This window comes from Rahnella aceris (genome assembly GCF_011684115.1).
Classification (GTDB): domain Bacteria; phylum Pseudomonadota; class Gammaproteobacteria; order Enterobacterales; family Enterobacteriaceae; genus Rahnella; species Rahnella aceris.
In genome coordinates this window covers 292861-315205 of record NZ_JAADJV010000001.1, presented here as the reverse complement: position 1 = coordinate 315205, position 22345 = coordinate 292861, and the positions used below count along the sequence as shown (strand labels likewise).

At 52.8% G+C, this 22345-nt stretch carries 24 protein-coding genes and 1 tRNA gene; 10 read left to right on the top strand and 15 right to left on the bottom strand.

The annotated features are described in order from the left end of the window. Positions 1 to 142: 142 nt before the first annotated feature. Both ccmB and ccmA read right to left on the bottom strand, forming a co-directional pair. The gene (ccmB, locus tag GW591_RS01575; RefSeq protein WP_013574523.1) at positions 143 to 802 is read right to left on the bottom strand and encodes a heme exporter protein CcmB; all 660 of its coding nucleotides are present in this window, start codon (positions 800 to 802) and stop codon (positions 143 to 145) included. A gap of 21 nt (positions 803 to 823) precedes the next feature. Beyond that, a complete protein-coding gene (gene ccmA / locus GW591_RS01570) occupies positions 824 to 1465 on the bottom strand; it encodes a cytochrome c biogenesis heme-transporting ATPase CcmA (RefSeq protein WP_112151228.1) in 642 nt (213 codons plus the stop codon). 248 nt (positions 1466 to 1713) lie between these two features. Here ccmA and GW591_RS01565 point away from each other — a divergent pair, with 248 nt between their 5' ends. Beyond that, the gene (locus GW591_RS01565; protein ID WP_013574521.1) at positions 1714 to 2631 is read left to right on the top strand and encodes a formate/nitrite transporter family protein; all 918 of its coding nucleotides are present in this window, start codon (positions 1714 to 1716) and stop codon (positions 2629 to 2631) included. Positions 2632 to 2721: 90 nt separating this feature from the next. Further along, a tRNA-Arg gene (locus GW591_RS01560) sits at positions 2722 to 2796 on the top strand. Positions 2797 to 2829: 33 nt separating this feature from the next. Here GW591_RS01560 and nlpA read toward each other — a convergent pair. After that, the gene (nlpA, locus tag GW591_RS01555; protein WP_126124689.1) at positions 2830 to 3648 is read right to left on the bottom strand and encodes a lipoprotein NlpA; all 819 of its coding nucleotides are present in this window, start codon (positions 3646 to 3648) and stop codon (positions 2830 to 2832) included. A gap of 234 nt (positions 3649 to 3882) precedes the next feature. On the opposite strand from nlpA, the gene GW591_RS01550 reads away from it, so the two are divergent. Beyond that, positions 3883 to 4410: a GNAT family N-acetyltransferase gene (locus GW591_RS01550; protein ID WP_037036282.1), complete on the top strand. Its 528-nt coding sequence runs from the start codon at positions 3883 to 3885 to the stop codon at positions 4408 to 4410. Between the two features lie 42 nt (positions 4411 to 4452). Here the strand turns inward: GW591_RS01550 and GW591_RS01545 are convergent, their stop codons facing one another. Genes GW591_RS01545 through GW591_RS01530 form a run of 4 tightly spaced genes read right to left on the bottom strand, consistent with a single transcriptional unit; the run spans position 4453 to position 9314 of the window. Then, positions 4453 to 5991: an MFS transporter gene (locus GW591_RS01545; protein ID WP_166859988.1), complete on the bottom strand. Its 1539-nt coding sequence runs from the start codon at positions 5989 to 5991 to the stop codon at positions 4453 to 4455. Between the two features lie 41 nt (positions 5992 to 6032). Continuing rightward, positions 6033 to 7055: a Gfo/Idh/MocA family protein gene (locus GW591_RS01540; RefSeq protein WP_131638960.1), complete on the bottom strand. Its 1023-nt coding sequence runs from the start codon at positions 7053 to 7055 to the stop codon at positions 6033 to 6035. Positions 7056 to 7068: 13 nt separating this feature from the next. Continuing rightward, positions 7069 to 8136, bottom strand: coding sequence for a Gfo/Idh/MocA family protein (locus GW591_RS01535; RefSeq protein ID WP_013574504.1), 1068 nt, complete (start codon positions 8134 to 8136; stop codon positions 7069 to 7071). 2 nt (positions 8137 to 8138) lie between these two features. Beyond that, positions 8139 to 9314, bottom strand: coding sequence for a Gfo/Idh/MocA family protein (locus tag GW591_RS01530; protein ID WP_013574503.1), 1176 nt, complete (start codon positions 9312 to 9314; stop codon positions 8139 to 8141). A gap of 284 nt (positions 9315 to 9598) precedes the next feature. On the opposite strand from GW591_RS01530, the gene GW591_RS01525 reads away from it, so the two are divergent. After that, positions 9599 to 10660 carry a LacI family DNA-binding transcriptional regulator gene (locus tag GW591_RS01525; RefSeq protein ID WP_013574502.1) on the top strand — a complete coding sequence of 354 codons (1062 nt, stop codon included), beginning with the start codon at positions 9599 to 9601 and terminating at the stop codon, positions 10658 to 10660. Between the two features lie 92 nt (positions 10661 to 10752). Continuing rightward, positions 10753 to 11598: a glutathione-dependent disulfide-bond oxidoreductase gene (yghU, locus tag GW591_RS01520; protein ID WP_013574501.1), complete on the top strand. Its 846-nt coding sequence runs from the start codon at positions 10753 to 10755 to the stop codon at positions 11596 to 11598. Between the two features lie 54 nt (positions 11599 to 11652). Here the strand turns inward: yghU and yghX are convergent, their stop codons facing one another. Next, entirely contained in the window at positions 11653 to 12558 is a 906-nt protein-coding gene (gene yghX, locus GW591_RS01515; protein ID WP_166859986.1) for a YghX family hydrolase, read from the bottom strand. Between the two features lie 151 nt (positions 12559 to 12709). Here yghX and GW591_RS01510 point away from each other — a divergent pair, with 151 nt between their 5' ends. Together GW591_RS01510 and GW591_RS01505 are read left to right on the top strand one after the other, a co-directional pair. Further along, complete coding sequence (locus GW591_RS01510) at positions 12710 to 13714, top strand: hypothetical protein (RefSeq protein ID WP_166859984.1); 1005 nt, start codon at positions 12710 to 12712, stop codon at positions 13712 to 13714. 44 nt (positions 13715 to 13758) lie between these two features. After that, the gene (locus GW591_RS01505; protein WP_166859982.1) at positions 13759 to 13959 is read left to right on the top strand and encodes a DNA polymerase III subunit theta; all 201 of its coding nucleotides are present in this window, start codon (positions 13759 to 13761) and stop codon (positions 13957 to 13959) included. A gap of 10 nt (positions 13960 to 13969) precedes the next feature. Here the strand turns inward: GW591_RS01505 and GW591_RS01500 are convergent, their stop codons facing one another. Then, on the bottom strand, positions 13970 to 14851 hold the full coding sequence (locus tag GW591_RS01500; protein ID WP_166859981.1) for a LysR substrate-binding domain-containing protein: 882 nt from the start codon (positions 14849 to 14851) through the stop codon (positions 13970 to 13972). A 105-nt stretch (positions 14852 to 14956) separates the two neighbouring features. Here GW591_RS01500 and GW591_RS01495 point away from each other — a divergent pair, with 105 nt between their 5' ends. From GW591_RS01495 to GW591_RS01485, 3 genes are read left to right on the top strand one after another with little or no spacing between them, the layout of a single operon-like run. Then, on the top strand, positions 14957 to 15280 hold the full coding sequence (locus GW591_RS01495) for a carboxymuconolactone decarboxylase family protein (protein WP_013574496.1): 324 nt from the start codon (positions 14957 to 14959) through the stop codon (positions 15278 to 15280). A 29-nt stretch (positions 15281 to 15309) separates the two neighbouring features. Continuing rightward, complete coding sequence (locus GW591_RS01490; protein ID WP_013574495.1) at positions 15310 to 15717, top strand: tautomerase family protein; 408 nt, start codon at positions 15310 to 15312, stop codon at positions 15715 to 15717. Further along, positions 15714 to 16256: a DUF4865 family protein gene (locus GW591_RS01485; protein ID WP_013574494.1), complete on the top strand. Its 543-nt coding sequence runs from the start codon at positions 15714 to 15716 to the stop codon at positions 16254 to 16256. The genes GW591_RS01490 and GW591_RS01485 overlap by 4 nt, the downstream gene beginning before the upstream one ends. Before the next feature lie 5 nt (positions 16257 to 16261). Here GW591_RS01485 and flhA read toward each other — a convergent pair whose 3' ends face one another. From flhA to hypA, 6 genes are all read right to left on the bottom strand, one after another. Next, entirely contained in the window at positions 16262 to 18349 is a 2088-nt protein-coding gene (gene flhA / locus GW591_RS01480; protein WP_379671728.1) for a formate hydrogenlyase transcriptional activator FlhA, read from the bottom strand. A gap of 105 nt (positions 18350 to 18454) precedes the next feature. Next, positions 18455 to 19477: a hydrogenase expression/formation protein HypE gene (gene hypE, locus GW591_RS01475; RefSeq protein WP_013574492.1), complete on the bottom strand. Its 1023-nt coding sequence runs from the start codon at positions 19475 to 19477 to the stop codon at positions 18455 to 18457. Next, positions 19470 to 20642: a hydrogenase formation protein HypD gene (gene hypD, locus GW591_RS01470; RefSeq protein WP_013574491.1), complete on the bottom strand. Its 1173-nt coding sequence runs from the start codon at positions 20640 to 20642 to the stop codon at positions 19470 to 19472. Before hypD ends, hypE begins: the two co-directional genes overlap by 8 nt. Next, the gene (gene hypC, locus GW591_RS01465) at positions 20642 to 20920 is read right to left on the bottom strand and encodes a HypC/HybG/HupF family hydrogenase formation chaperone (protein ID WP_013574490.1); all 279 of its coding nucleotides are present in this window, start codon (positions 20918 to 20920) and stop codon (positions 20642 to 20644) included. The genes hypD and hypC overlap by 1 nt, the downstream gene beginning before the upstream one ends. Continuing rightward, on the bottom strand, positions 20911 to 21690 hold the full coding sequence (gene hypB / locus GW591_RS01460) for a hydrogenase nickel incorporation protein HypB (protein ID WP_166859977.1): 780 nt from the start codon (positions 21688 to 21690) through the stop codon (positions 20911 to 20913). The genes hypC and hypB overlap by 10 nt, the downstream gene beginning before the upstream one ends. Positions 21691 to 21720: 30 nt before the next feature. After that, complete coding sequence (gene hypA / locus GW591_RS01455; protein WP_013574488.1) at positions 21721 to 22065, bottom strand: hydrogenase maturation nickel metallochaperone HypA; 345 nt, start codon at positions 22063 to 22065, stop codon at positions 21721 to 21723. Between the last annotated feature and the right edge of the window lie 280 nt (positions 22066 to 22345).

Sequence of the window (22345 nt, the reverse complement as noted above, 5' to 3'; positions counted from 1 at the left end):
TTAAATCACCCGCACTTATTATTGGCAGCTCTATTGTTCACTATAGAGAAGTGTGATGTTAGTCAAAGGTTGCGTTTTTTCTTCTCTATTGTAACGACACGTAAAATAATTCTGTGCTATCGCCTTTTACCGGCAAAAAGTGTCAGTGGATACTCACTCTCAAAGCGGCGGCGGTGGCAAAAGGCGCTAACGTTGCACTGCCTGCCAGCATCGCGCCAAGAATGGCGAGATAACCGCCGATCGGCATCGACATCGAGGCGGCATCAATCGCGCCGGTGGCAAAAATCAGCACCGGAATATACAGCGGCAATACCAGCAGACTGAGCAGAACGCCACCTTTGCGCAGCCCGACGGTCAGCGCCACACCAATCGCACCGATAAAACTCAGCGTCGGCGTGCCCAGTAAAATCGTCAGTGCGACGGCTTTCCAGGTCTCAAAATCCAGCGAAAGCAGCAGCGCAATCAGCGGTGAAAGGATCAGTAACGGCAACCCCGTCACCACCCAGTGAGCACATACTTTCCCCAGAACCGTGAGTGCCAGCGGCGAAGGCAATAACAGAAGTTGCTCGAGCGTGCCATCGAGATAGTCATCACGGAACAATCTTTCCAGCGCCAGCAGGGAAGATAACAGCGCGGCGACCCAGACAATGCCGGGCGCAATGCGCGCCAGCAGTTCAGGCTCAGGGCCGATCCCTAACGGGAACAGCGTAATCACAATCAGGAAAAACCACAGCGGATTGATAATTTCAGCGCTTTTGCGAAAGGCAATTTTCAGTTCGCGGCGCAGGACTTTCGTAAACATTCCTTTTATATCCCCTTCGCGTCACACCGGCTCTGCGCTGGTCAGACGAAGTTTTCGCACGTCGCGGTTAACACCCTGCAAATCCTGATGCGTTGTCAGCAACACCATTCCACCCCGCTGCGCATGCTGTTCGAACAGCGCAATCAGTGTGGCAACGCCTTGTTTATCAATGGCGGTCAGCGGTTCATCGAGGATCCATAGCGGCGCATCGCTCAGCCACAGACGCGCCAGTGCGACGCGGCGTTGCTGCCCGGCGGACATCTGCCCCACCGTCACATCTTCATAACCCAGCAATCCGACGTTTTCCAGCGCCTGATAAATCGCTTCCGCGCTGGCATTACCTCTGACCATCGGGCCATTCACAGACAGATAAAAGGCAAGGTTTTCAAACGCAGTAAGCACTGACTTTACGCCGGGCTGATGGCCGAGGTACAGAAGCTGCTGATGGAAAATATCGCGCTGACGGCGGGTACTCACACCCTGCCAGCGGACTTCACCGGCGTCCGGAGAGGACAGCCCGGCAAGAATACGCAGTAAACTGGTTTTACCGGCACCGTTACGGCCTTCGATCTGCACCATTTCGCCCGGTTCGATAGTGAAACTTAAGCCGCTAAACAGGGTTCGTTCATCACGAACACAGCTCAGATCAAGGGCTTCAAACATGGTGATGTCTCTTATTTTTCACAAGTGTGCATCATATCACAGGCGTCAGGCGCGACGCAGCTCAGGGAGGCACAGTTTACCCGGCTGAAAAGCCTGAAATCCGGCAAACATCTTCTGAAATGTTCCATCAGGTTCATGGGTTAACGGTTTGTAACTTTTTTGTATACCTGCTCATAATTCACCTGCCTCGCCTATGCTTACTCATGAACATATCTGCAATCACTTTGCTTTACTTTTGGGGAACAACGATGGCCGGAGAAAAACAGCATCACAATGACAAGGATGTTGACAGTGACGAACATACACAGGGAAAGGAAATCGAGACCGGTGAAGAGAACTTGCCGTCGAAAGCAGCCGCCGTTCACGAAGTTATCCGCATGGAAGGTGAAAAAGAGCTTGAGCGCGACGGACAGGCGTTGCTGTGGTCGGCAATTGCCGCCGGATTGTCGATCAGCGCCTCGCTGATGGCGAAAGGCATTCTTCACGCCCGCCTGCCCGATACACCGGAACGTTTCTTCATTGAAAATATCGGTTATACCGTCGGGTTCATTATTGTGATCATGGCGCGCCAGCAGTTATTTACCGAAAACACCGTTACTGCCGTGTTACCCATCATGCAAAAACCGACCGGCAGAAACATTCTGTTGTTGCTGCGTTTATGGGGCATCGTGCTGGCGGGTAACGTCATCGGCGGCGGCCTGGCGGCGCTGGTGTTTCATCTGGTGCCCTTTTTCGACACGGCAACCGACGAGGCGTTTCGCACCATCAGCATGGATATCATGAAAAAAGACCCCGAAGGTATGTTTGTCGGCGGTATGGTTTCCGGCTGGCTGATTGCCACCATGGTCTGGATGATCCCTTCTGCCGGGACCGCCAAACTGTGGGTGATCATGCTGATGACGTATATGGTGGCGATTGGCGACCTGACGCACATCGTGGTCGGATCGGTAGAAGTGCTGTATCTGGTGTTCTCGGGCGCCATTCCCTGGTATGAATTTATCTGGCCGTTCGCCCTGCCGACACTGGCCGGCAACATCTTCGGCGGCACCTTTATCTTCGCGCTGATAAGCCACGCGCAGATCCGCAACGATATGAGTAATCAGAAGAAAGCGAAGGCGAAAAAAGAGGAGCAGGAAGCAGCGAAAAAAGAGGCCGCGAAGCCCTGAGTGGCGAGGAAACGACCAAACGGCAGCCTGATGCCTTATTATTACGAGAAAAATGGGTATACTACGCGGGCGCTTTCCACAGGCGCCCGTGTCTCCTTAGTTAAACGGATATAACAAGCCCCTCCTAAGGGCTAGTTACAGGTTCGATTCCTGTAGGGGACACCATTTTAATGCTCATAATATTCCCCACAAACACCCTCACCAGCCCGGAACCGCGCCGCCGTTAAAGATTTTTTCTGCCGCTTTCGCCACTTCTGGCGACTGATAGGATTTCAGAAACTCTTGCACATTTTCCGCATCTTTATTGTCCGGGCGCGAAACCAGAATATTCACGTATGGCGAATTTTTATCTTCGATAAACACGCTGTCATGCACCGGTGATAATCCGGTTTGCTGGATATAGGTTGTGCTGATGATCGCCACATCGACTTTCGGGTCATCCAGCACACGCGGTAACTGCGCGCCTTCCAGCTCCATAATATTCAGATGATGCGGGTTTGCAGTGATATCCAGCGCCGTTGGCAGCAGGCCTTTGCCTTCTTTCAGCGTGATCAGTTTCTCTTTTTGCAGCAGCAGAAGTGCACGGCCTAAGTTGGTCGGATCGTTTGGGATCGCCACCGTCGCGCCGTCTTTCAGCTGATCCACAGTTTTGATTTTTTTCGAGTAACCCGCCATCGGGAACACAAAGGTGTTGCCGACCGCCACCAGATGGTAGCCGTGGGCTTTGTTATCCTGATCGAGGAACGGACGGTGCTGGAAAACGTTGGCATCCAGATCGCCATGTTCGGTCGCGTCATTCGGTAATAATGAGCCGCTGAAACCAACCAGTTCGACGTCCAGACCGTATTTATCCTTCGCGACCTTTTTCGCCACTTCTGCCACATCCTGCTCTGCGCCATTAATCACGCCGACTTTGATATGTTTTGCATCACCACTTTTTTGATCACAACCCGCCAGCAGTAATCCTGCCAGCAAAAACACAACACCCGTGCGTAAATGAGATAACGTCAGTTTCACTTTTTTTCCTTAAAAAATAAACGCTAATGCGTAATGAAAATGACTATAACAGGAGGATGGTCGCTGTTTAAAAAACCAATAAAGCATCGCTAAGAAGAAAAAAGCATATACATGACCCCGCTTAAGTCCGGACATCCAGATCTTTTACTTATATCAGTCATAAAAAGTTTGCCCTCCCTGACGCATTTGGGAAAGAGTAGACGGAAGAGAAAACACTGATGAGAACCTGCAAGAATGGAAATTATTGAAGCCGGAGAGCAGCATATTCCCGCGATACAGAAAATTTATGCCTGGCACGTTCTCCATGGAACCGCCTCGTTCGAGACACAGCCCCCGGATGAACGCGAGATGGCGGGCCGGCTGAAGAAGATTAAAGAGGCAGGTTTGCTCTGGCTGGTGGTTTTGCATGAGGATGAAGTGAAGGGATATTGCTATCTGGGTCATTATCGCGAACGCTATGCGTATCGCCACACGCTGGAGGATTCTATCTATATTGATCCTGCTTTTCAGAAACGCGGTGCGGGTAAAGCGCTGCTGCGACGGGCGATAGACTGGGCGGAAACTCACGGCTATCGTCAGTTGATCGGTAACGTCGGTGACAGCGAAAATAAAGCCTCAATTGGCTTACATCTCGCCGCCGGTTTTCAGATGAAAGGCACCCTGCATAGCGTTGGATTTAAGCATGGCCGCTGGCTGGACACCGTGTTTATGCAGCTCGCGCTGGGTGACGGAAACCAGACCCTGCCCGCGCAGGATCACTGACAGAAAATACCTGCGGGCCGGTTGCGGCCCGCAGGTTACGGGTTACTCAATCGCTAACTTTTCCCTCGCGGTTTTACGTGTCGCGCTCCCGCCCCAGACTTCGTTGTATTCGTAACCGGTCAGATCTTTAATCACCTTACGTGACACCTCATCGCAGTCTTCCTGCGCGCCACCCAGTTTCAGACGGGCGGTTTCCTTGATCAGGATTTTATGTGTGTCCCGCGTCAGCTTGAATTTGAAGGTCATGTAGAAGCTGATCGCCAGCAACGTACCGGTGGCGAAGATCATCAGGCCAATGATCGCGTGTAACGCGCTGAGCGGCTGAGCACCCTGCCCTTTCACAAATCCACTTTCTTCCAGCACCAGGCCAATCACCATGATGGCAATCGCAACGGTACTTTTACGGGTAAACACCATCACACCGGCAAAAATTCCTTCACGACGTTTTTTGGTGACTATTTCATCGACGTCCGGGATAAAGCTGTAAATATTCCACGGAATATAATAAAGCCCTGAACGTCCAAAGCCTAAAATAACGAAGATGGAAGTAAAGAGAATTAACGGCACCGTTGCGTTGGTGATATAAATATAAAACAGAGCAGCCAGCACAAAGAATATACAACCATAGGCGATTCGCAGCGCGGCAGAAGGCGAAAGATTCAGTCGTTCCATCACCATCATATAAACAATCGTCGATGGCACAGAAACAAAGGCCGCCACACTTAAATATCCGGAAACCGATCCCACATCCTGATTCAGACCATAAACCACATAGTAGGTAAAGACGGCACCGAATACGTCCATGGCGGTAAAGGAAGCAATATAAATAATAATATGCTGGCGGAACATGCGGATATTAAAGGATGAGATAAAATCTAAAACCAGACTCTTCAGATGATGCCAGAGACTGCCGCCTGTTTCCATTTCCGGTTCCGGCTCATTCGGATCCCGCACGTCTTTGGCTTCCCAGGTACACAGCCATGTGGTGAATACCGCGATACAAAATACCGTGGCGAAGAATATGCCGGTATAGGTATACGTCATCGGATTATCTTTACCGGTAAACATCATGATGACGCCCGGCACAGACACAGCCAGGAAACCGCCGAGCTGCGAGCAAATCATACGCACACCGGCGAGACGGGTACGTTCGCCGAAGCGGTTGGTCATCTCGGCGGCCAGCGTTTCCCACGGCACCAGCACCATCGCTGAAAGTAATTCAATCGACAGATATGTGCCAAGATAATACCAGTAGCCCATGTCCTTTACCCAGACCAGCGCATACAGGAACATCAGTGGCGAACTGATCAGCAGGAAAAACCGGCGGCGACCAAACCGTTTTCCGAGCCAGGTATTTCCGAAGTGATCGGTGATATAACCCATGATCGGACTTAATACGGCATCAATGACACGGGCAATAGCAAAAATAGATCCCGCTTCTAAAACGGTTAATCCGCAATACATGGTATAGAAGAATAAAAGCCAGGTACCGATAACGGCGAATGCACCACCGCCAAATAAATCAGTTACGCCATAGCCTATAGCCGTGCCGTAACCTACTCTGCGTTCAGTAGGTTTCATTATTATTATCCTGTGAATGTAGGGTTATTATTAATAGAGATTTAATCAGCCAGCGTGATCCATTTCCCTGATTGTGAGGAGCGGTAAATCGCACCGACAATATTCAGGGAAACTGCGGCTTGTGAAACAGAGATATAATTTTGTTCTTCAGGATGACGTACAGAATGATAGAAATTCGAGACTGCCTGACGATGACTGTCGCCCCAGTAGCTTTTGGCTGTTCCTGACGGGCTGTCATCACTTATCAGCAGCGTTTTATTTTCTCCTTCAATCAGCCACAACACGTTGTGATACAACTGCAACAGTCCTTTTTCACAATGAATTTCCAGCAGCAACGGTGAATCGGTGCTGTGGCAGTTCGTTGCGTAAAACAATCCATGCGCACCGTTGCCCATTTTCAGGCTGACCATCGCTGTGTCTTCATTTTCAGTCAGTTCACTGAGAAAGGTTCTTTCCACCACGCCTTTCAGCGCGAGAACACCGCCGCCAAACCACTGCATTAAATCCAGCGTATGTATCGCCTGATTGATCAGCAGGCTGCCGCCTTCAGTGGCAAAACGCCCGCGCCACAGGCTTTCGCTGTAATAAGCACCACTGCGCGACCAGGTCAGAATAGCTTTGATGCTCAGCATGTTGCCCAGTTGCCCGCTTTCCAGCAGCGTTTTAATTTTCTGACTGGAAGGATTCAGACGGTTCTGGTAACACACGCCTGTCAGCCCCGCAGCCTGTGACGCCGCGAGTTTAATGGCGCTGACTTCTCCGATATTCAGCGCCACCGGTTTCTCGGTAAAAACATGCTTTCCCGCCGCCAGCGCGGCGAGAATAGCCTCCTTGTGCAGATGATGCGGCAGGCAGATATGCACCACGTCAATCTGCGGATCGCACAACATTTCGTGATAATCCGTGTAAAAATCACAACCATATTCCTGCGCCAGCGCCCGGCCTTTGCCAATATCGCACTCCGCAATCGCCCTTAACTGGCAATCCGGTTCGTGCCGGATCGCTGCCACATGGCAGGTATGGATAGACCCGCAACCGATCACCGCAGCCTGGAGAGTTTTCATCATCTGCTCCCGTTTAGTGGGTTCCGTTTGCCAGCATCTGTGCCCGGATGCACAGCTCGGCAGCTTTAAACGCATGCTCCTGGGTCATGGCGTGCTCGGTGCGGTTCAGGCAATCGAGGATCAACTGACCAAAGAACGGGAAGCCGACGTTGCCGGAAACCGGGTAACGGAACTCGCCTTGTTGATTCACCAGATACACCACGTCCTGCTCGCCGAGCGTGAGATCAACATATTTGCGGATCTCGATATAACCTTCGGTGCCGAGCAGCGTCAGACGGCCGTCGCCCCAGGTGCTCAGCCCTTCTGGTGTGAACCAGTCGCAGCGGAAATAACCCCGTGCGCCGTTATCGCCTTTCAGCATCGTGTCGCCAAAGTCTTCGAAACGCGGATACTGCGGGTGATTGAAATTAAGAGCCTGAGCCGCCACAACCTGCGCGTCACTGTTGCCGGTATAAAACAGAAATTGTTCAATCTGATGGCTGCCGATATCACACAGGATGCCGCCAAAACGCTCTCTCTCGTAGAACCAGTCGGGACGCCCTTCGCCCTCGCGATGCGGGCCGGTACCCAGCGTCTGGATCACGCGTCCGATCGCCCCTTCATGCACCAGCTGGCCCGCGAAGACTGCACTTTCTACGTGCAGGCGTTCGCTGTAATACACGGCATATTTGCGCCCGGTCTCGGCCACTTTGGCCTTCGCTTGCGCCAGTTGTTCCAGCGTGGTCAGCGGCGCTTTGTCGCTGAAATAGTCTTTCCCGGCTGCCATGACTTTCAGCCCCAGCGCGCAGCGTTCGGACGGAATGCCCGCCCCCGCGATCATCTGCACTTCACGGTCATCAAGGAGTATCTGCAATGACTCCGCGACCTTAACCTGCGGATACTGGGCGACAAACTTCTCCACTTTTACCGGATCCGGATCGTAAACCCATTTCAGGCTGGCGCCCGCCTCGATCAACCCGTTACACATACCGTAGATATGCCCGTGATCCAGGGCCGCAGCAGCAAACACGAATTCACCGGGCTTTACCACAGGTTGCGGTTTCCCTACCGGCGCATAATTCATACCGTCTTTATTGCTCATGTTCAGGCTCCTTTATCCATATTTTTGCCGAGAGGGATCGCATCTTCATTGGCGAAGTTTTCCACCGATGCTGATTTTTCGTAAAAGTGCGGTGCCAGCGAAACCAGCCCGCCGGTCTGATAAAACGGATCTTCCGGCGACAACGGCAGTGACACAATGCTGCGGGTAATGGCGGATTTATAAATCGCGGCAATCAGTTCCAGTGAACGCTTGCCCTGAATGCCGTCAATCAGCGGCGCGGTACCGGTTTCCAGTGCGGTCAGGAAATTGTCGATCTGGCCGGTGTGCAGGGTATAAGTGAGTTTGGGAATCGACTGGTAAATGTCTTCAAGCTGGTTTTCACGATCCGTGTCACGCGCATCAATCGGGAAACCGTTCGGCGCAGAAATGCTGGCGTATTTGTCCCACGGGGCTGAAATTCGCGCTTTCTCGCCCTGAATAACAATCTTCTGATCTTCGCCGTGATGCACCACGGAAGCCGTCAGTTGGGTCAGTGCGCCGGAGTCATATTTGAAAATGGCCGCCGAGAGATCTTCCACTTCGGCATTATCATGCGCAGCGTTGGTAATCATCGAGACCACTTCAGAAGGAAAACCGAGCATCCACTGAATCGCGTCAATATGGTGAACGGCGTGATTGAGCGTGCAACCGCCCGCTTCTTTTTCCCAGGTGCCGCGCCACCACAAATCGTAATAGGAATGACCGCGCCACCAGAAAGAATCCACCTGTGCATGACACACTTTGCCGGTCTCACCGGAATCGAGCACTTTTTTCAGCCGCCAGAACGCGTCGGTAAAACGGTTTTGCGCGATGATTGACAGCGTTTTCCCGCTCGCCTGCGCCGCGCTGATCATCGCGTCGCATTCCTGTAACGACGCCGCCATCGGCTTTTCACACAACACGTGTTTGCCTGCGTTCAGCGCATTAATCGAGATTTCGGCGTGGACATACGGCGGCGTGCAGACGTCAAAAATGTCGATATCTGCATCATTAAGGATTTCCTCATGGCTGGCATAGACCCTGGCGTTCGTCAGGCCATAATGCCGTTTTTTCTCTTCCGCTTTTTCAGGATAAATATCTACCAGCGCAACAATCTGGCAACGATCAGCAAACTCTAAATATCCCTGAATATGGTTATGTGAAATATTACCCGTACCAATAATGGCTATTTTCAGCATTCTCTTACTCCTTATATTTAACCGAACAGCTGGCGGATTTAAGCCGCATAAAGGGCGTCACCGTGTTGAATTCTTTATAGATTCAGCACAGATAAATACCTTATTTTTTGTTTCTGAGGTTTATATTCTGGAGAGTAATAATGGTTTTTTTTTCCAACAACTGTTATTTGTGACAGGAATTGCAGTGCCGTTTACGGAATTTGCTATCATGCTGAATAGCCCATGAATTACAACCAGTTAACCATGGCAATAAGTCCATCTCCATTTGAGGCATTGATCACAAAATGACGGGAAAATTAAAAATCAGGCAAATAGCGGAGTTAACCGGGCTTTCTCCGAGTACCGTTTCCCGTGTGCTGGCAGGGAAAGCCAATGTCAGTCTCCAGGCAAAAGAGAAAGTATTTGCCCATGCCAGAACAATGGGTATTTTGCGTGACATTCCGGCCAGCCGTTTGTTAATGAATTGCCTGTTGCTCTGTGCGCCACCCGCCGCCTTCTCTCCCCATGAAGATCGTTATTATTATGAAGTGATTCAGGAAATAACGGCGGAAGTTGCGCGTTTTGATATTCACATACGTAAATGCGCGCTGGCAGTCAATGAACCGGATATCGCTGTTTTTATGCAGGCACTTCATCAGCCGGATGTCGACGGCATTGTCATTATCGGTATTGATGACGTGATGCTGTATCGGCTGGCAGCAGAATCTAACAAACCGGTGGTAATGATCAACGCCAAGGACAGCGAGATGCGTCTGGACTGTGTTTCTGCCGATCATTATTCCATCGGTTACAGTGCCGCCAACTATCTGTTTACCAGAGGTCACCGCCCCGTTTTATTGTTCACCGACCTGCGTCGTGAAACCATGATGCAGCGCCTCGATGGCTTTAAACGCGCCTGCCTTGAACACCATGTGGTATTCGACGAAGCCCTGCATTTGCTGGTCAATCATGGCAGCGGAGGGGAACAGGCGAGAGAAAATATTGAGAAGTATCTCCGGGGGCATAAACGGGAAACCATGCCATCAGCCATCTTATGCGGAGGCGATCAGATTGCACAGGCCACCATTGATGCCCTGAACGAATACGGATTTAAAGTCCCGGAAGATATTTCGGTGATGAGTATCGATTTTGCGCACGACATGAAAACATCAGCGGCACAAAGTTTCACTGCCGTGCATTTGCCGTGCCGCGAGCTGGGCACCGAGGCAGTGTATATTCTGCAAAGCCGCCTGATGCGCGCTACCGGCGCGAAATTCAATTTGCTGTTACAGGGGAGAATTCACAACGGCCAGTCAGTGGCCGATGTGAAATGGAAGCGCAAAGGGTTGTATCCTGCCGCCAGTTAGCCGCGCCCCGAAGGCACATTCTCAGCGTCACCATTGATTATCTCCTGCTAGACTTTTGAGTCTTAACCTCAAAAAAAGATGCGGAGAATGCAATGTCAGAACAGTATCAGCCCCCTGAAGTCTGGACCTGGAATAAAGATGAAGTCAGCAAGTTCTCGAACATCAACCGCCCGATAGCGGGCCCGACGCACGAAAAAACGCTGCCGGTGGGTAAGCACCCGCTTCAGCTCTATTCCCTTGGCACGCCGAACGGCCAGAAAGTGACGATCCTGCTGGAAGAGTTACTGGCGCTGGGCATCAGCGGTGCGGAATACGATGCGTTTATTATCCGCATCAATGAAGGCGATCAGTTCTCCAGCGGCTTTGTTGACGTTAACCCGAACTCAAAAATTCCGGCGCTGCTGGATAACTCAACCACACCGCCAATCCGCGTGTTTGAATCCGGCAACATCCTGCTGTATCTGGCGGAAAAATTTGGCCAATTCCTGCCAAAAGATCTCGCCGGTCGCACTGAAACCCTGAACTGGTTGTTCTGGCTGCAAGGTTCCGCGCCGTATCTTGGCGGCGGTTTCGGTCACTTCTACCATTACGCGCCGGTCAAAATCGAATACGCCATTAACCGCTTTACGATGGAAGCCAAACGCCAGCTCGACGTATTAGACCGTCAGCTTGCTGAACACCGTTTTATTGCCGGGGAAGAATACACGATTGCTGATATCGCCATTTTCACCTGGTATGGCAGCCTGGCGCAGGGCGGTCTGTATGAATCGGCTAAATTCCTCGACATCGAATCTTATAAGCACTTCCAGCGCTGGGCGGCTGAAGTGGCGGGCCGTCCGGCGGTGAAACGCGGACGCATTGTGAACCGCACCTGGGGTGATGAACAACTGGAAGAGCGCCATGATGCCTCGGATTTCGATGGCATCCTGAAATCATAACGGGCGTCTGAAACGTAAAAAAAGGGCGGGATTTTGCGATCCCGCCCTTTTCTTTTATGCGCTTTCTGTCTGCGGTTCGAGGTACTTTTTAAACCAGGCAATGGTTCTTTCCCACGCTAAATCCGCCGCCGCTTTGTCATAACGCGGCGTCGAATCATTGTGGAAACCGTGGTTCACGCCGGGATAAATATGCGCTTCATAAACTTTGTTATTGGCCTTCAGCGCCGCTTCATACGCCGGCCAGCCTTCGGTAATGGGTTTATCCAGTTCAGCATAATGCAGCAATAACGGCGCTTTGATACGCGGCACATCTTCCGCTTTCGGCTGACGCCCGTAGAACGGCACGGCGGCCGCCAGTTCAGGGTAAGCCACCGCCGCCGCATTCGCCACGCCACCGCCGTAACAGAAACCGGTGATGCCGACTTTGCCGGTGCCAGTCTCGTGGTGCATCAGAAATTCTACCGCCGCAAAAAAGTCGTTCATCAGTTTGGTCGGATCAACGTGTTTTTGCAGTTCGCGCCCTTTTTCATCATTGCCCGGATAACCGCCGACCGAACTCAGCCCGTCCGGCGCCAGCGCGACAAATCCGGCTTTCGCCACCCGCCGCGCGACATCTTCGATATACGGATTCAGCCCGCGATTTTCATGCACCACCACCACACCAGGCACTTTACCGGTCACTTTGGCCGGACGCACCAGATAGCCTTTCACGCTGCCGTGTCCCTGCGGCGACGGATACTGAATGTATTCCGCCACAATATCCGGATCAGTGAATTGCACCTGTTCGGCGTAGGCATAGTTCGGCGTCATCAGCGTTGTCAGTGCAGCCAGCGACAATCCGCCTGCCACAAACTTCGCCGAGAGATCAAGAAACTCACGTTTGGTCATTTTGCCGTGCACGTAAAAATCAAAATATTCGAGGAGTTCAGGCGGGAAATCTTTCGCTGTCATTCGGGTCATTTTTCAGGCTCCGTTCCGGTCAGGGGAAGGATAAATAATGGCCTGTTTTTGGCGATTTTGTAAACCCGTTGTGAGATGGGATGGCTTTCCAGGCCGCATCAACACTTTTATGCACTGAAAATGCTAAACTTTGGTCATAAAGGGAGAAACAATGAAAAACTATCTTTCGCAACCACCGAAAATACATTTCATCGAATGGAACTCAGAGTACGAACGGATGATGACCTCTGCACTGAAAAAAGAATTTAATGTGCATACGATTTATCACGTCAAAAAACACTTTAAATCTGTCCACTCTTTGCTGCCGGGAAAGCGGCTCAAACACTGGCACCGGAAATTTCAGATTGCTATTAAGTTCCGCCACGTGCGTGAAAGCGACATCATCATTTGTAACGGCTACAGCGCATTTCTGATGCTGGATTTACTTTCCCTGCTCAAATGCAAAAAAATATTGGTATTGCGCGACTCAGTGGCCGCGCTTACGTCTAAAAGACGTCGGCTGAAATTACTTTCCCATGACGAAAATTATCTCGACCGGGTCACCGCTGTTTTTGATGTTATTTACAGTTTTGATCCCGAAGATTGCCGGAAATACGGACTTTCTTATGTTGACCAGTTTTTGCCGTTCACCCGCCATAACATGGCTGCGTGGCAATCGGAACCGGCAAATACGCCGTCATCCGGCTCTTGCTTTTATGTCGGCGGGTTTGATGATTATCGGGCAAAACTCATTAACGACCTGACACCGGTATTGCGCCAGAATCACTGCCAGACCGACTTTTATCTGGTGGGCGATTGCAACGGAACCCCGGATTACCCGGACTGTTGTATCAATCAGAAAATCAGTTATCAGCAAAATATTGAAAAGCTGAAACGCGCTTCTGTCGTTCTTGAGATCAACAAGCCGGATCAATGCGGATTAACGCTGCGTGCTCTCGAAGCCATGGCTTTTAATAAGAAACTGATCACCAATAATGCCTCAATAAAAAAACATGCTTTTTATCATCCCGATAAAATCTTTATTTGGGGAGAAGATGATCGCAACGCTATTGCCAAATTTCTTTCATCGGAACATCAGAAAACCGACCCGGCGTTGCTGGAGACGTATTTCGCAGACGGCATGTTAAAGACACTGGCCGGAACCGCAGTAGAATAGAGGCTTTGCCCGACAACCTAACAGAACAATCAAAAGGAGAAACCATGAACAAAGCACTCGCAGGGCTGAGTAAAGAGGAAATGGATAAAGTCAGCGCCGGGCTGGCGGCCGGGACTGTCGTGGTGCGTGAGCGCAACCATCTGCCGGTCAACGCAGATGAAGTGGAGATGGAGCAGCCGGAACATCTGCGCGCTTATTTTCGCGAACGTCTGGAACATTATCGTCAGCAACCGGCTAAAAAATAGTCACAGCGGCTCAGTGCTGCTGCGTAAAGAAGCCGACAATCGACTCTCTCAGGCTGGCGGCCGCCTCGCCCGGGGGCGTCAGGCTCTGATGAAGGCTGATCCCCACCTCACCCGGCGCGGGCAATTCCTGCAAAATCCGTACGGTTGATGGCATACCGAAATCCGTACGAACAGTCACCCCCAGCCCCGCCGACATCGCCGCCCAAATCCCGCTCAGGCTGCGGCTGGTGAAGGCTATCCGCCACGCAATACCGGCGTTATCCAGCGCCGTCGTTGCGGCATTCCGCATCAGGCATGGCGCTTCGAACACCAGCAGGGGCACCGGTTCGCCGGTTTCCTGATAGTGATTCAGGTCGAAACTTTCAGGGCCAATCCAGCGCAGCGGTATCCGTCCGAGCGAGCGGCTTGACGGGAAAAGTGGCGTTTCATCAGCCTGCCAGCACACCGCCAGATCAAACTCGTTATGCCGGATCCCGTCCAGCAATTGCTGATTACGGGTAATACTGGCGGAAACCTGCACCTGCGGATGTGCGCGGGTGAATGTGCCGAGAATGGCCGGTAACAGGGTTTCGCCGAAATCCTCCTGCATGCCCAGGTTCAGGCTGCCGCTCAGCGTACTGGCGAGCAGCACAGCGCTGGCCTCATCATTCAGGCTGAGGATCCGCCGCGCATAACTCAGCATCACTTCGCCGCGTCCGGTCAGGATCAGGTGCCGTCCGGATTTCTGTACCAGCTCCGTGCCCGCCTGTTGCTCCAGCTTTTTCAGCTGCGCGCTGACGGCAGATGTGGAGCGTCCCAGCCGGTCGGCGGCCAGCACAAAACTCCCCAGCTCAATGCCGGTAACAAAACTGCGCAAGGCTTCTGAATCAAAAGTGACCGGTCTTTTCGCCATGCTTAATCATCCCGTTTTTATGGACTAATGCTGCTGTTATTTTCGATATTCAGGATAATCATAACGCCTTATGCTCCTTTTCACACCGACAAAAAGGAGCCTGATATGAGCACGACCTCGTCCCAAACACAGACGCTGGATACCATGGCGCGTCTGACGCCCAAATTTGCGGAACTGACGGAACAGGTGCTGTTCGGCGATCTGTGGAAAAGAAATGAATTGTCTGCGCGTGATCGCAGCCTGATCACCGTTGCCGCACTGATTGCCCTCAATCGCGTTGAACAACTGCCTTTTCATCTGAGCCTGGCGGTAAAAAACGGGGTCTCACAGGCCGAACTTTCAGAAGTGATCACCCATCTGGCATTTTATGCCGGCTGGCCCGCAGCGGCATCCGCCCTGAGCCGCTTCGCCGCTCTCAATGACCAGTAACCCGCGCCCCGTAACCGGAGGAACAACCGATGCCTTTTAGCCGAATTTCTTTACCAGCCCACCGCGCGGATGCCTGGCAGGATGCCATTTCAGCCATATTACAGGAAGCGCTGGTTGATCACTTTTCCGTGCCCAAAGATGATTGTTTTCAGTTATTCGAACCGGTCAGCCGCCACCAGCGGGTGATCAACCCGACCTATTTAGCCGGTGAAAATGACCGGCGTTCAGACGATTTTCTGCTGTTTCACATCACCGCAGGCAAACCGCGTAACGGTTATCAGAAACAGCAACTGTTCCACCATCTGGCCGAAAAATTACACCTCACACTGGGAATTTCTCAGGCTGATGTGATGGTGGTGGTGAGTTTTACACAGCCGGAAGACTGGTCGTTCAGTCACGGTGAAATGTTCAGAATTGCGCAAGGAGCCCGGTCATGATTGCCATGCAATACAGTTTTACCCTGCCTGCGGACTACGACATGGGCATTATTGAAAAGCGCATTGCGGATAACGGATATCGGACGGACGGTTTTGCAGGGCTTATTTTCAAAACCTATCTCTATGCCCGCCGCAACTGCCTGCAAACCGGCAGCGCAGAAAATATCTACGCGCCGTTTTACCTGTGGCAGGACGTATCAGATATGAACCGTTTTATTTCAGGTGCAGGTTTTCAGGGCGTCGCCGGCGCCTTCGGCTGGCCGCAGATCCGGGTTTATCCGGTGCTGACGGCACATGTCAGCGGAAACGTCGCGGAGGCGGTATATGCGAAAAGAGAGATAACGGATATCGCACCGTTCAGTGACCTTGCGCCATTCAGTGAGCAAACGGTGAGCGACAGACTTATCGACGTCACCGCCTGGGACACGACAAACTGGAAGAAAATCCATTTTACGGCGGGGAGAAATCCGCTGGCAGGCGACGGGCAGCATTACCGCATCGGCCATATTTCATTGTCCGGTGCGGTAAAAGCAGTCTGACCCGGTTAATGCGCGGCAATCCCCAATTTTTTCATTCTCGACAACAACGTCGTACGTTTTAACCCCAGACGTTGTGCCGCACCACGCGGACCGGCGACCACGCCGTTGGTCTCCTTAAGTACCTGAAGAATACGTTCGCGCTCGTCTTCCTCATTCAAATGCGGGGCGGGCGCAGTATCAGGCGCGGGCATCACCCTCTCCGGCTGAGACACCGGCAACGGATAATTCAGCTCAGGAAGTTGTAAATCCAGCACCGTTCCGCGGGTCAGCAGCACAGCGCGTTCAATAACATTTTCCAGTTCACGCACATTGCCCGGCCAGGGCATCCGGCTTAATAAACGCAAGGTCTCGGCGGGAATACTGTCGATGGTGCGTTTCATGCGCTTGGCGATTTTATAGGTCAGGAATTTCACCAGTTGCGGAATGTCTTCAGGTCGCTCACGCAACGGCGGGATGACAATCGGGAACACATTCAGCCGGTAATACAAATCACTGCGGAATTCTTTATCGGCAACCATCTGGCACAGGTCGCGGTTGGTCGCAGCGATCATCCGCACATCCACCGAAATCAGTTTATTGCCGCCGACACGCTCGAACTCCTGCTCCTGCAAAATGCGCAGCAACTTGGGTTGCAGTTCAATCGGAATTTCACCCACTTCATCGAGAAATAAGGTGCCTTTATCAGCCAGTTCAAAACGCCCCATCCGCTGAGCGGTAGCCCCGGTAAACGAGCCTTTTTCATGGCCGAATAAATCGCTTTCCATTAATCCGGCAGGCATGGCCGCGCAGTTCATTTTCACCATGCGCTGATCACGACGATCGCCGAGATTATGGATCGCACGGGCGATCAGCTCTTTACCGGTGCCGGTTTCGCCGAGGATCAGCACAGAACAGTCGCTTTTCGCCACGATCTCAACCTGTTTCAGCACCGCCGACATGCTGGAACTGCGGCCGACAATGTCGCTGAAATCCGGGTTATTGCTGTTTATCTGCTCGGTGAGATACAGGTTTTCGTGTTGCAGTTTTTCCTTCAGGCTTTTAATTTCCTGATAGGCCAGTGCGTTATCCACGGCAATCGCAATGCGTTCGGCGATCTGCTGCAACACGCGCAGATTAGCGGAATTAAAGTTATCCGGCTGGCACTGTGCCAGTTTCAACACCCCCAGCGTTTTATGACCAAAACGTAACGGCAGAATGCACAGGGTTTTGGTCTGATCCCGCCATAACAGCTGGAACAACGTGCTTTCATCGTTATCCGGTTCTTCGGCGGACCGCACGTTAGTCAGCAACATTTCGCCATTTTTCATCACCTGCTGTTCCAGGGAACCCTCCAGCGTCATGCGCGACTGTTCACGCTCCGCGACGTGCGTTTGCACATAATGTGTCGCGTAAACACTGGCCTGTTCGCTGTCTTTATCGGCATCACACAACACAATGCTGATGGCATTAATGTGAAAGAAATGGTGAATAGTCTTGGCGATTTCGCCGGTCAGTTCGTCGAGATCCAGCTTGGACAGGACGGCGTTGGTGATATCCACCAGAATGCGGAAATCGTCACGTTCATGGCGCAGCAGGGATTGCTGGAGCGAGGCGTTTTCGCGCAACTGGATTTGTTCGACCGCAATGGCCGCCAGCGTACAAAGCTCATAAAGACCGTTCTTGTCTTCCTCACTGAACGGGGTCGCGTGCTGACGGGTAAACTCACAGCCCCCCAGCAAGCCGGAAGAGGCCAGCAGAGGCACCAGACAATAATCGGTAAACGCCGGATACAGGTTCAGCGCCGCCAGTTGCGGATAGCGCAGATGCAACGCTTCGCTGCGCCAGACCTGCGTTTTAGGATTGCTCAGTAAGGCATGTAGCGGCCCGGTCGCCAGCAGCGTTTCATCTTCATAACTGACCGGCTGATGATGCGGATCGATGCCATAAAAACTGACGCGTTCGCTGTTATTGTCGAACAACACCAGCGTCACAGCCTCCGCAATACCGGCGCTCTGAACCACTTGCGTCAGGGTTTCCAGCAGCGAAGTCATGTTCTGTTGCAGCAGCAATGTGCGCGTCAGTTCCAGTAATCCTTTGTGTTTTGTGGTGCTCATTGTTGCACTCTGCATACCGTGGGCTCTGGCTTTTGATGTAAAGCGTTTTTGAAGAAACGATTAAGAAAGTTTACGCCTTCGCGGCGGCGCGCTCCCCTGACGAGATCAACAAATGCGGGGTAATGGCTCCGCATGGGGCAACATTAACTGGCGGGAAACACCCAGCGCGCCGCGCAGACACACCTGCGGACTTATCGTCACCTCGCCGATAGTCGCCGCATCAGCGCCCAGCGGATGGCTGCGTAACAGGTTCAGCACCTGCTCTTCAGCCCGGTCCGACACGACGATCACCAGTTTGCCTTCATTGGCAAAATTCAGCGGTTCCAGCCCCAGTAATTCACAGATGCCACGCACAGCCGGTTTCACCGGCAACGCGGTTTCGTCGATACATATCCCAAAACCACTGGCGGCGCTGAATTCATGCAAAATCGCATTCACCCCGCCGCGCGTGGCATCACGTAAGGCATGCACGCCAGCCAGCGGTCGCAGTGGTGCGATCATCGGCGCAAGCACCGCGCAGTCACTTTCCACGCCCAGATCCATCCCCAGCTTTTCACGCAGATTGAGGATCGCCGCACCATGATCGCCGAGCGTCCCGCTGACGATCACTTTATCGCCTGCTTTTATCGTACCGGCGGCCCAGTTAACGGCCGTTGGGATCACGCCGATCCCGGCGGTATTAATAAAGATTTTGTCGGCGGCACCTCGCTGCACGACCTTGGTATCGCCGGTCACAATGGCAATGCCCGCAGCATGCGCGGTCTGCGCCATCGCGCTGACTATTTTTTGTAAGTCATCCAGCGCTAACCCTTCTTCCAGAATAAAACCGCAGGAAAGATAGGCGGGTGTCGCCCCGCAGACCGCCAGATCGTTTGCCGTGCCGCACACCGCCAGCTTGCCGATATTGCCGCCGGGGAAAAAGATGGGATCAATCACGTAACTGTCCGTGGTAAACGCCAGCCGGTCGCCCTGTGCACTCAGGCTGGCAAGTGACAATCGTGCGCCATCTTCCCGTTCGTTAAGCCAGGGATTATCAAATGCGCTGATGAACATCTGTTCGATCATCTGTTGCATGGCGCGGCCGCCGCTGCCATGCGCCATTGTGACGACTTCTTTGCGATCACTCATCCTGACTTACCTTCTGCTGTTGATGCTTTTGCTGCGGTTTATCCGCCATTGCCGTTTCCTGATGCCGGTACTGATACCACGCCGCGCACGCACCTTCAGAAGACACCATCAGCGCACCAAATGCATTATGTGGCGTACAAGCGGTGCCAAACAGCGGGCACTCATGCGGCTTGCAGCGCCCGGTCAGCACTTCACCGCAACGGGAGCGGGGATCGTCCGCTACCGGTTGTGCCTGCGGGTTAAAGCGCCGCTCTGCATCAAATGAGGCATAGGCGGGGGCCAGGGAAATCCCTGAGGCTTCAATCACGCCCAGACCGCGCCACTCGCTGCTACCGGCAAGCGTAAACACTTCGCGCATCGCTTCCTGTGCCAGCAGGTTACCCTCTTCCGGCACCACGCGGCGATACTGGTTTTCCGTTTTACACGATGCCTCGCAAACTTGTTCCACCAGCATCAGCACGCTTTGCAGCATATCGAGTGGCTCAAAGCCGCTGATCACCAGTGGCTTGCCGAATTCTTCATTGATGAAATGATAAGGTGCGGTGCCCGTCACCATGCTGACGTGACCGGGAGCCAGAAAAGCATCAATCCGCACATCATCCTGCGAGAGCAGGCTGCGTAAGGTCGGCATCAGGCTGATGTGCTGACAGAACACGCTGAAATTGGGCAGACGTTCGCGCCGTGCCTGTTGCAGCGTGACAGCGGTAACCGGCAGCGTGGTTTCAAAACCGAGGGCGAAAAACACCACCTGACGTGCCGGATTTGCACGGGCCAGTTTCAGCGTATCCAGCGGGGAATAAACCACACGCACATCGGCACCCCGTTCGCGCGCCTGCAACAGCGAGCCTTGCTTGCCGGGCACGCGCAGCGCGTCGCCAAAGGTGCAGAAAATCACGTCGGGATGTGCGGCAATTTCACAGCAGGCATCGATACGCCCCATCGGTAACACGCACACCGGACACCCCGGCCCGTGGATAAATTCCAGTTGCGGGGGCAGCAGTTTATCCAGCCCGAATTTGAAAATGGCATGGGTATGGCCGCCGCACACTTCCATAATCTGCATGGGTTTTTCAGCGGTGTAAGGCAGTAATGCCGCCCGCTGATGCAGCCGTTCAATCAGCGTTTTCGCCAGTTTCGGATCACGGAATTCATCAACAAAACGCATTATCGGGCCTCTCCCGCACCGAGAAACAGGGCGACATCGGCTTCTACTTCTTCCATCGCGTGCAGCGCAGCCAGCGTTTCTTGTGCTTCCTGTTCATCAAGTTTGCTCAATGCAAAACCGACGTGGATTAACACCCAGCCGCCGATCAGCGTTTGTGGCTGGCCGTCGCACACCAGCGCAATATTCACTTCGCGGCGCAGACCGCAGACTTCTGCCCAGGCGTGATCAGGCTGCTGGTCATGCAGCGCGACGATTTGTCCCGGAATGCCTATGCACATCGTTGCTGCTCCAGCCAGGCCAGCCACTGCTCCATACCTTCGCCGGTAGTGGCAGAAAGCCGGATCACTTCAATCTGCGGATTGACCTGGCGCGCATTGGCAATACAGGCTTCGACGTCAAAACTGACATACGGCAACAGGTCGATTTTATTGAGGACCATAAGGCGCGATGCGGCAAACATATGCGGATATTTCAGCGGCTTGTCCTCGCCTTCCGTGACGGACAGCACCGCCACTTTGTGCAATTCACCGAGATCAAAACTGGCCGGACACACCAGATTGCCGACATTTTCGATAAACAACAGGCTGTTATTGTTTGGCGACAGCTGATGCAGCGCATCATGAACCATTTGCGCGTCCAGATGGCAGCCTTTACCGGTATTCACCTGGATCGCCGGGACGCCGGTGGCACGGATACGATCGGCATCGTGAGTGGTTTGCTGATCGCCTTCTATCACCGCGCAGTCGAAATACGGTGCCAGCCGGGTCAGGGTGCTGGTCAGCAGGGTCGTTTTACCGGAGCCGGGGCTGGACACCAGATTCAGTGCCAGAATGCCCGCCGCCGCAAAATGCTCGCGGTTATGGGCAGCGATATGGTTATTCTTCGCCAGCACGTCCATTTCGATGTCCACCAGGCGTCGCGGTGCAAACGGCAGACCGTGGCGATGCTCATGTGAATCATCGTGATCATGGGAATGGTGATGAGTGTGTTCAGGGCTGACGCCTTCGATACGAAGTTCGCCGCTGGCACAACCGCAGGTACTGCACATAGCTTTCTCCCCGGGCACATCGGGTGCCCGTTATTCGATTTCGATTCGTTTAATTTTCATGCCGTCATCGGCCACCACCCGCACATCACGTCCGCCACAGTGCGGACACAGCAGCACGCCGGGGCTGAGTAAAGTGATGTCCTGCTGGCACGTGTAGCACCAGCTTTCTGCCGCCGGTGTGTGGAGATGCAATTCACAACCTTCAGCGAGCGTTTCGCGGCACGCCAGTTCGAAGCAAAATTGCACCGCTTCAGGTTCGACGCAGGAAAACGCGCCAATTTCCATCCATACCGCCGTAATTCTCCGGGCATTATTTTGCCGTCCAAACTGTTGCATTATTTCCACGGCGTTCTGGCACAACGTAATCTCGTGCATTATTTCCCTCTCCGTCAGGAGATTAATAAACAGCGCATGGGAAGGTAAGTAGCAATATTGATGCCACAATTTTTCGACACGGAGACACGGAGAAGAAAACCGGATAGCGAAATAATCCCGGCGCAGTCCGTCATATATGTCGAAATACCGTGTCATCGACATGTCATTATGTTTTTCATGCGACCGGGCACACAGGTTTTAAATATCTTAACCTTTTAATAATAAAGCAGTTATTAAACAAAACCGGAAACTGGCACGTTTTATGCCAGCAGGGATGTAT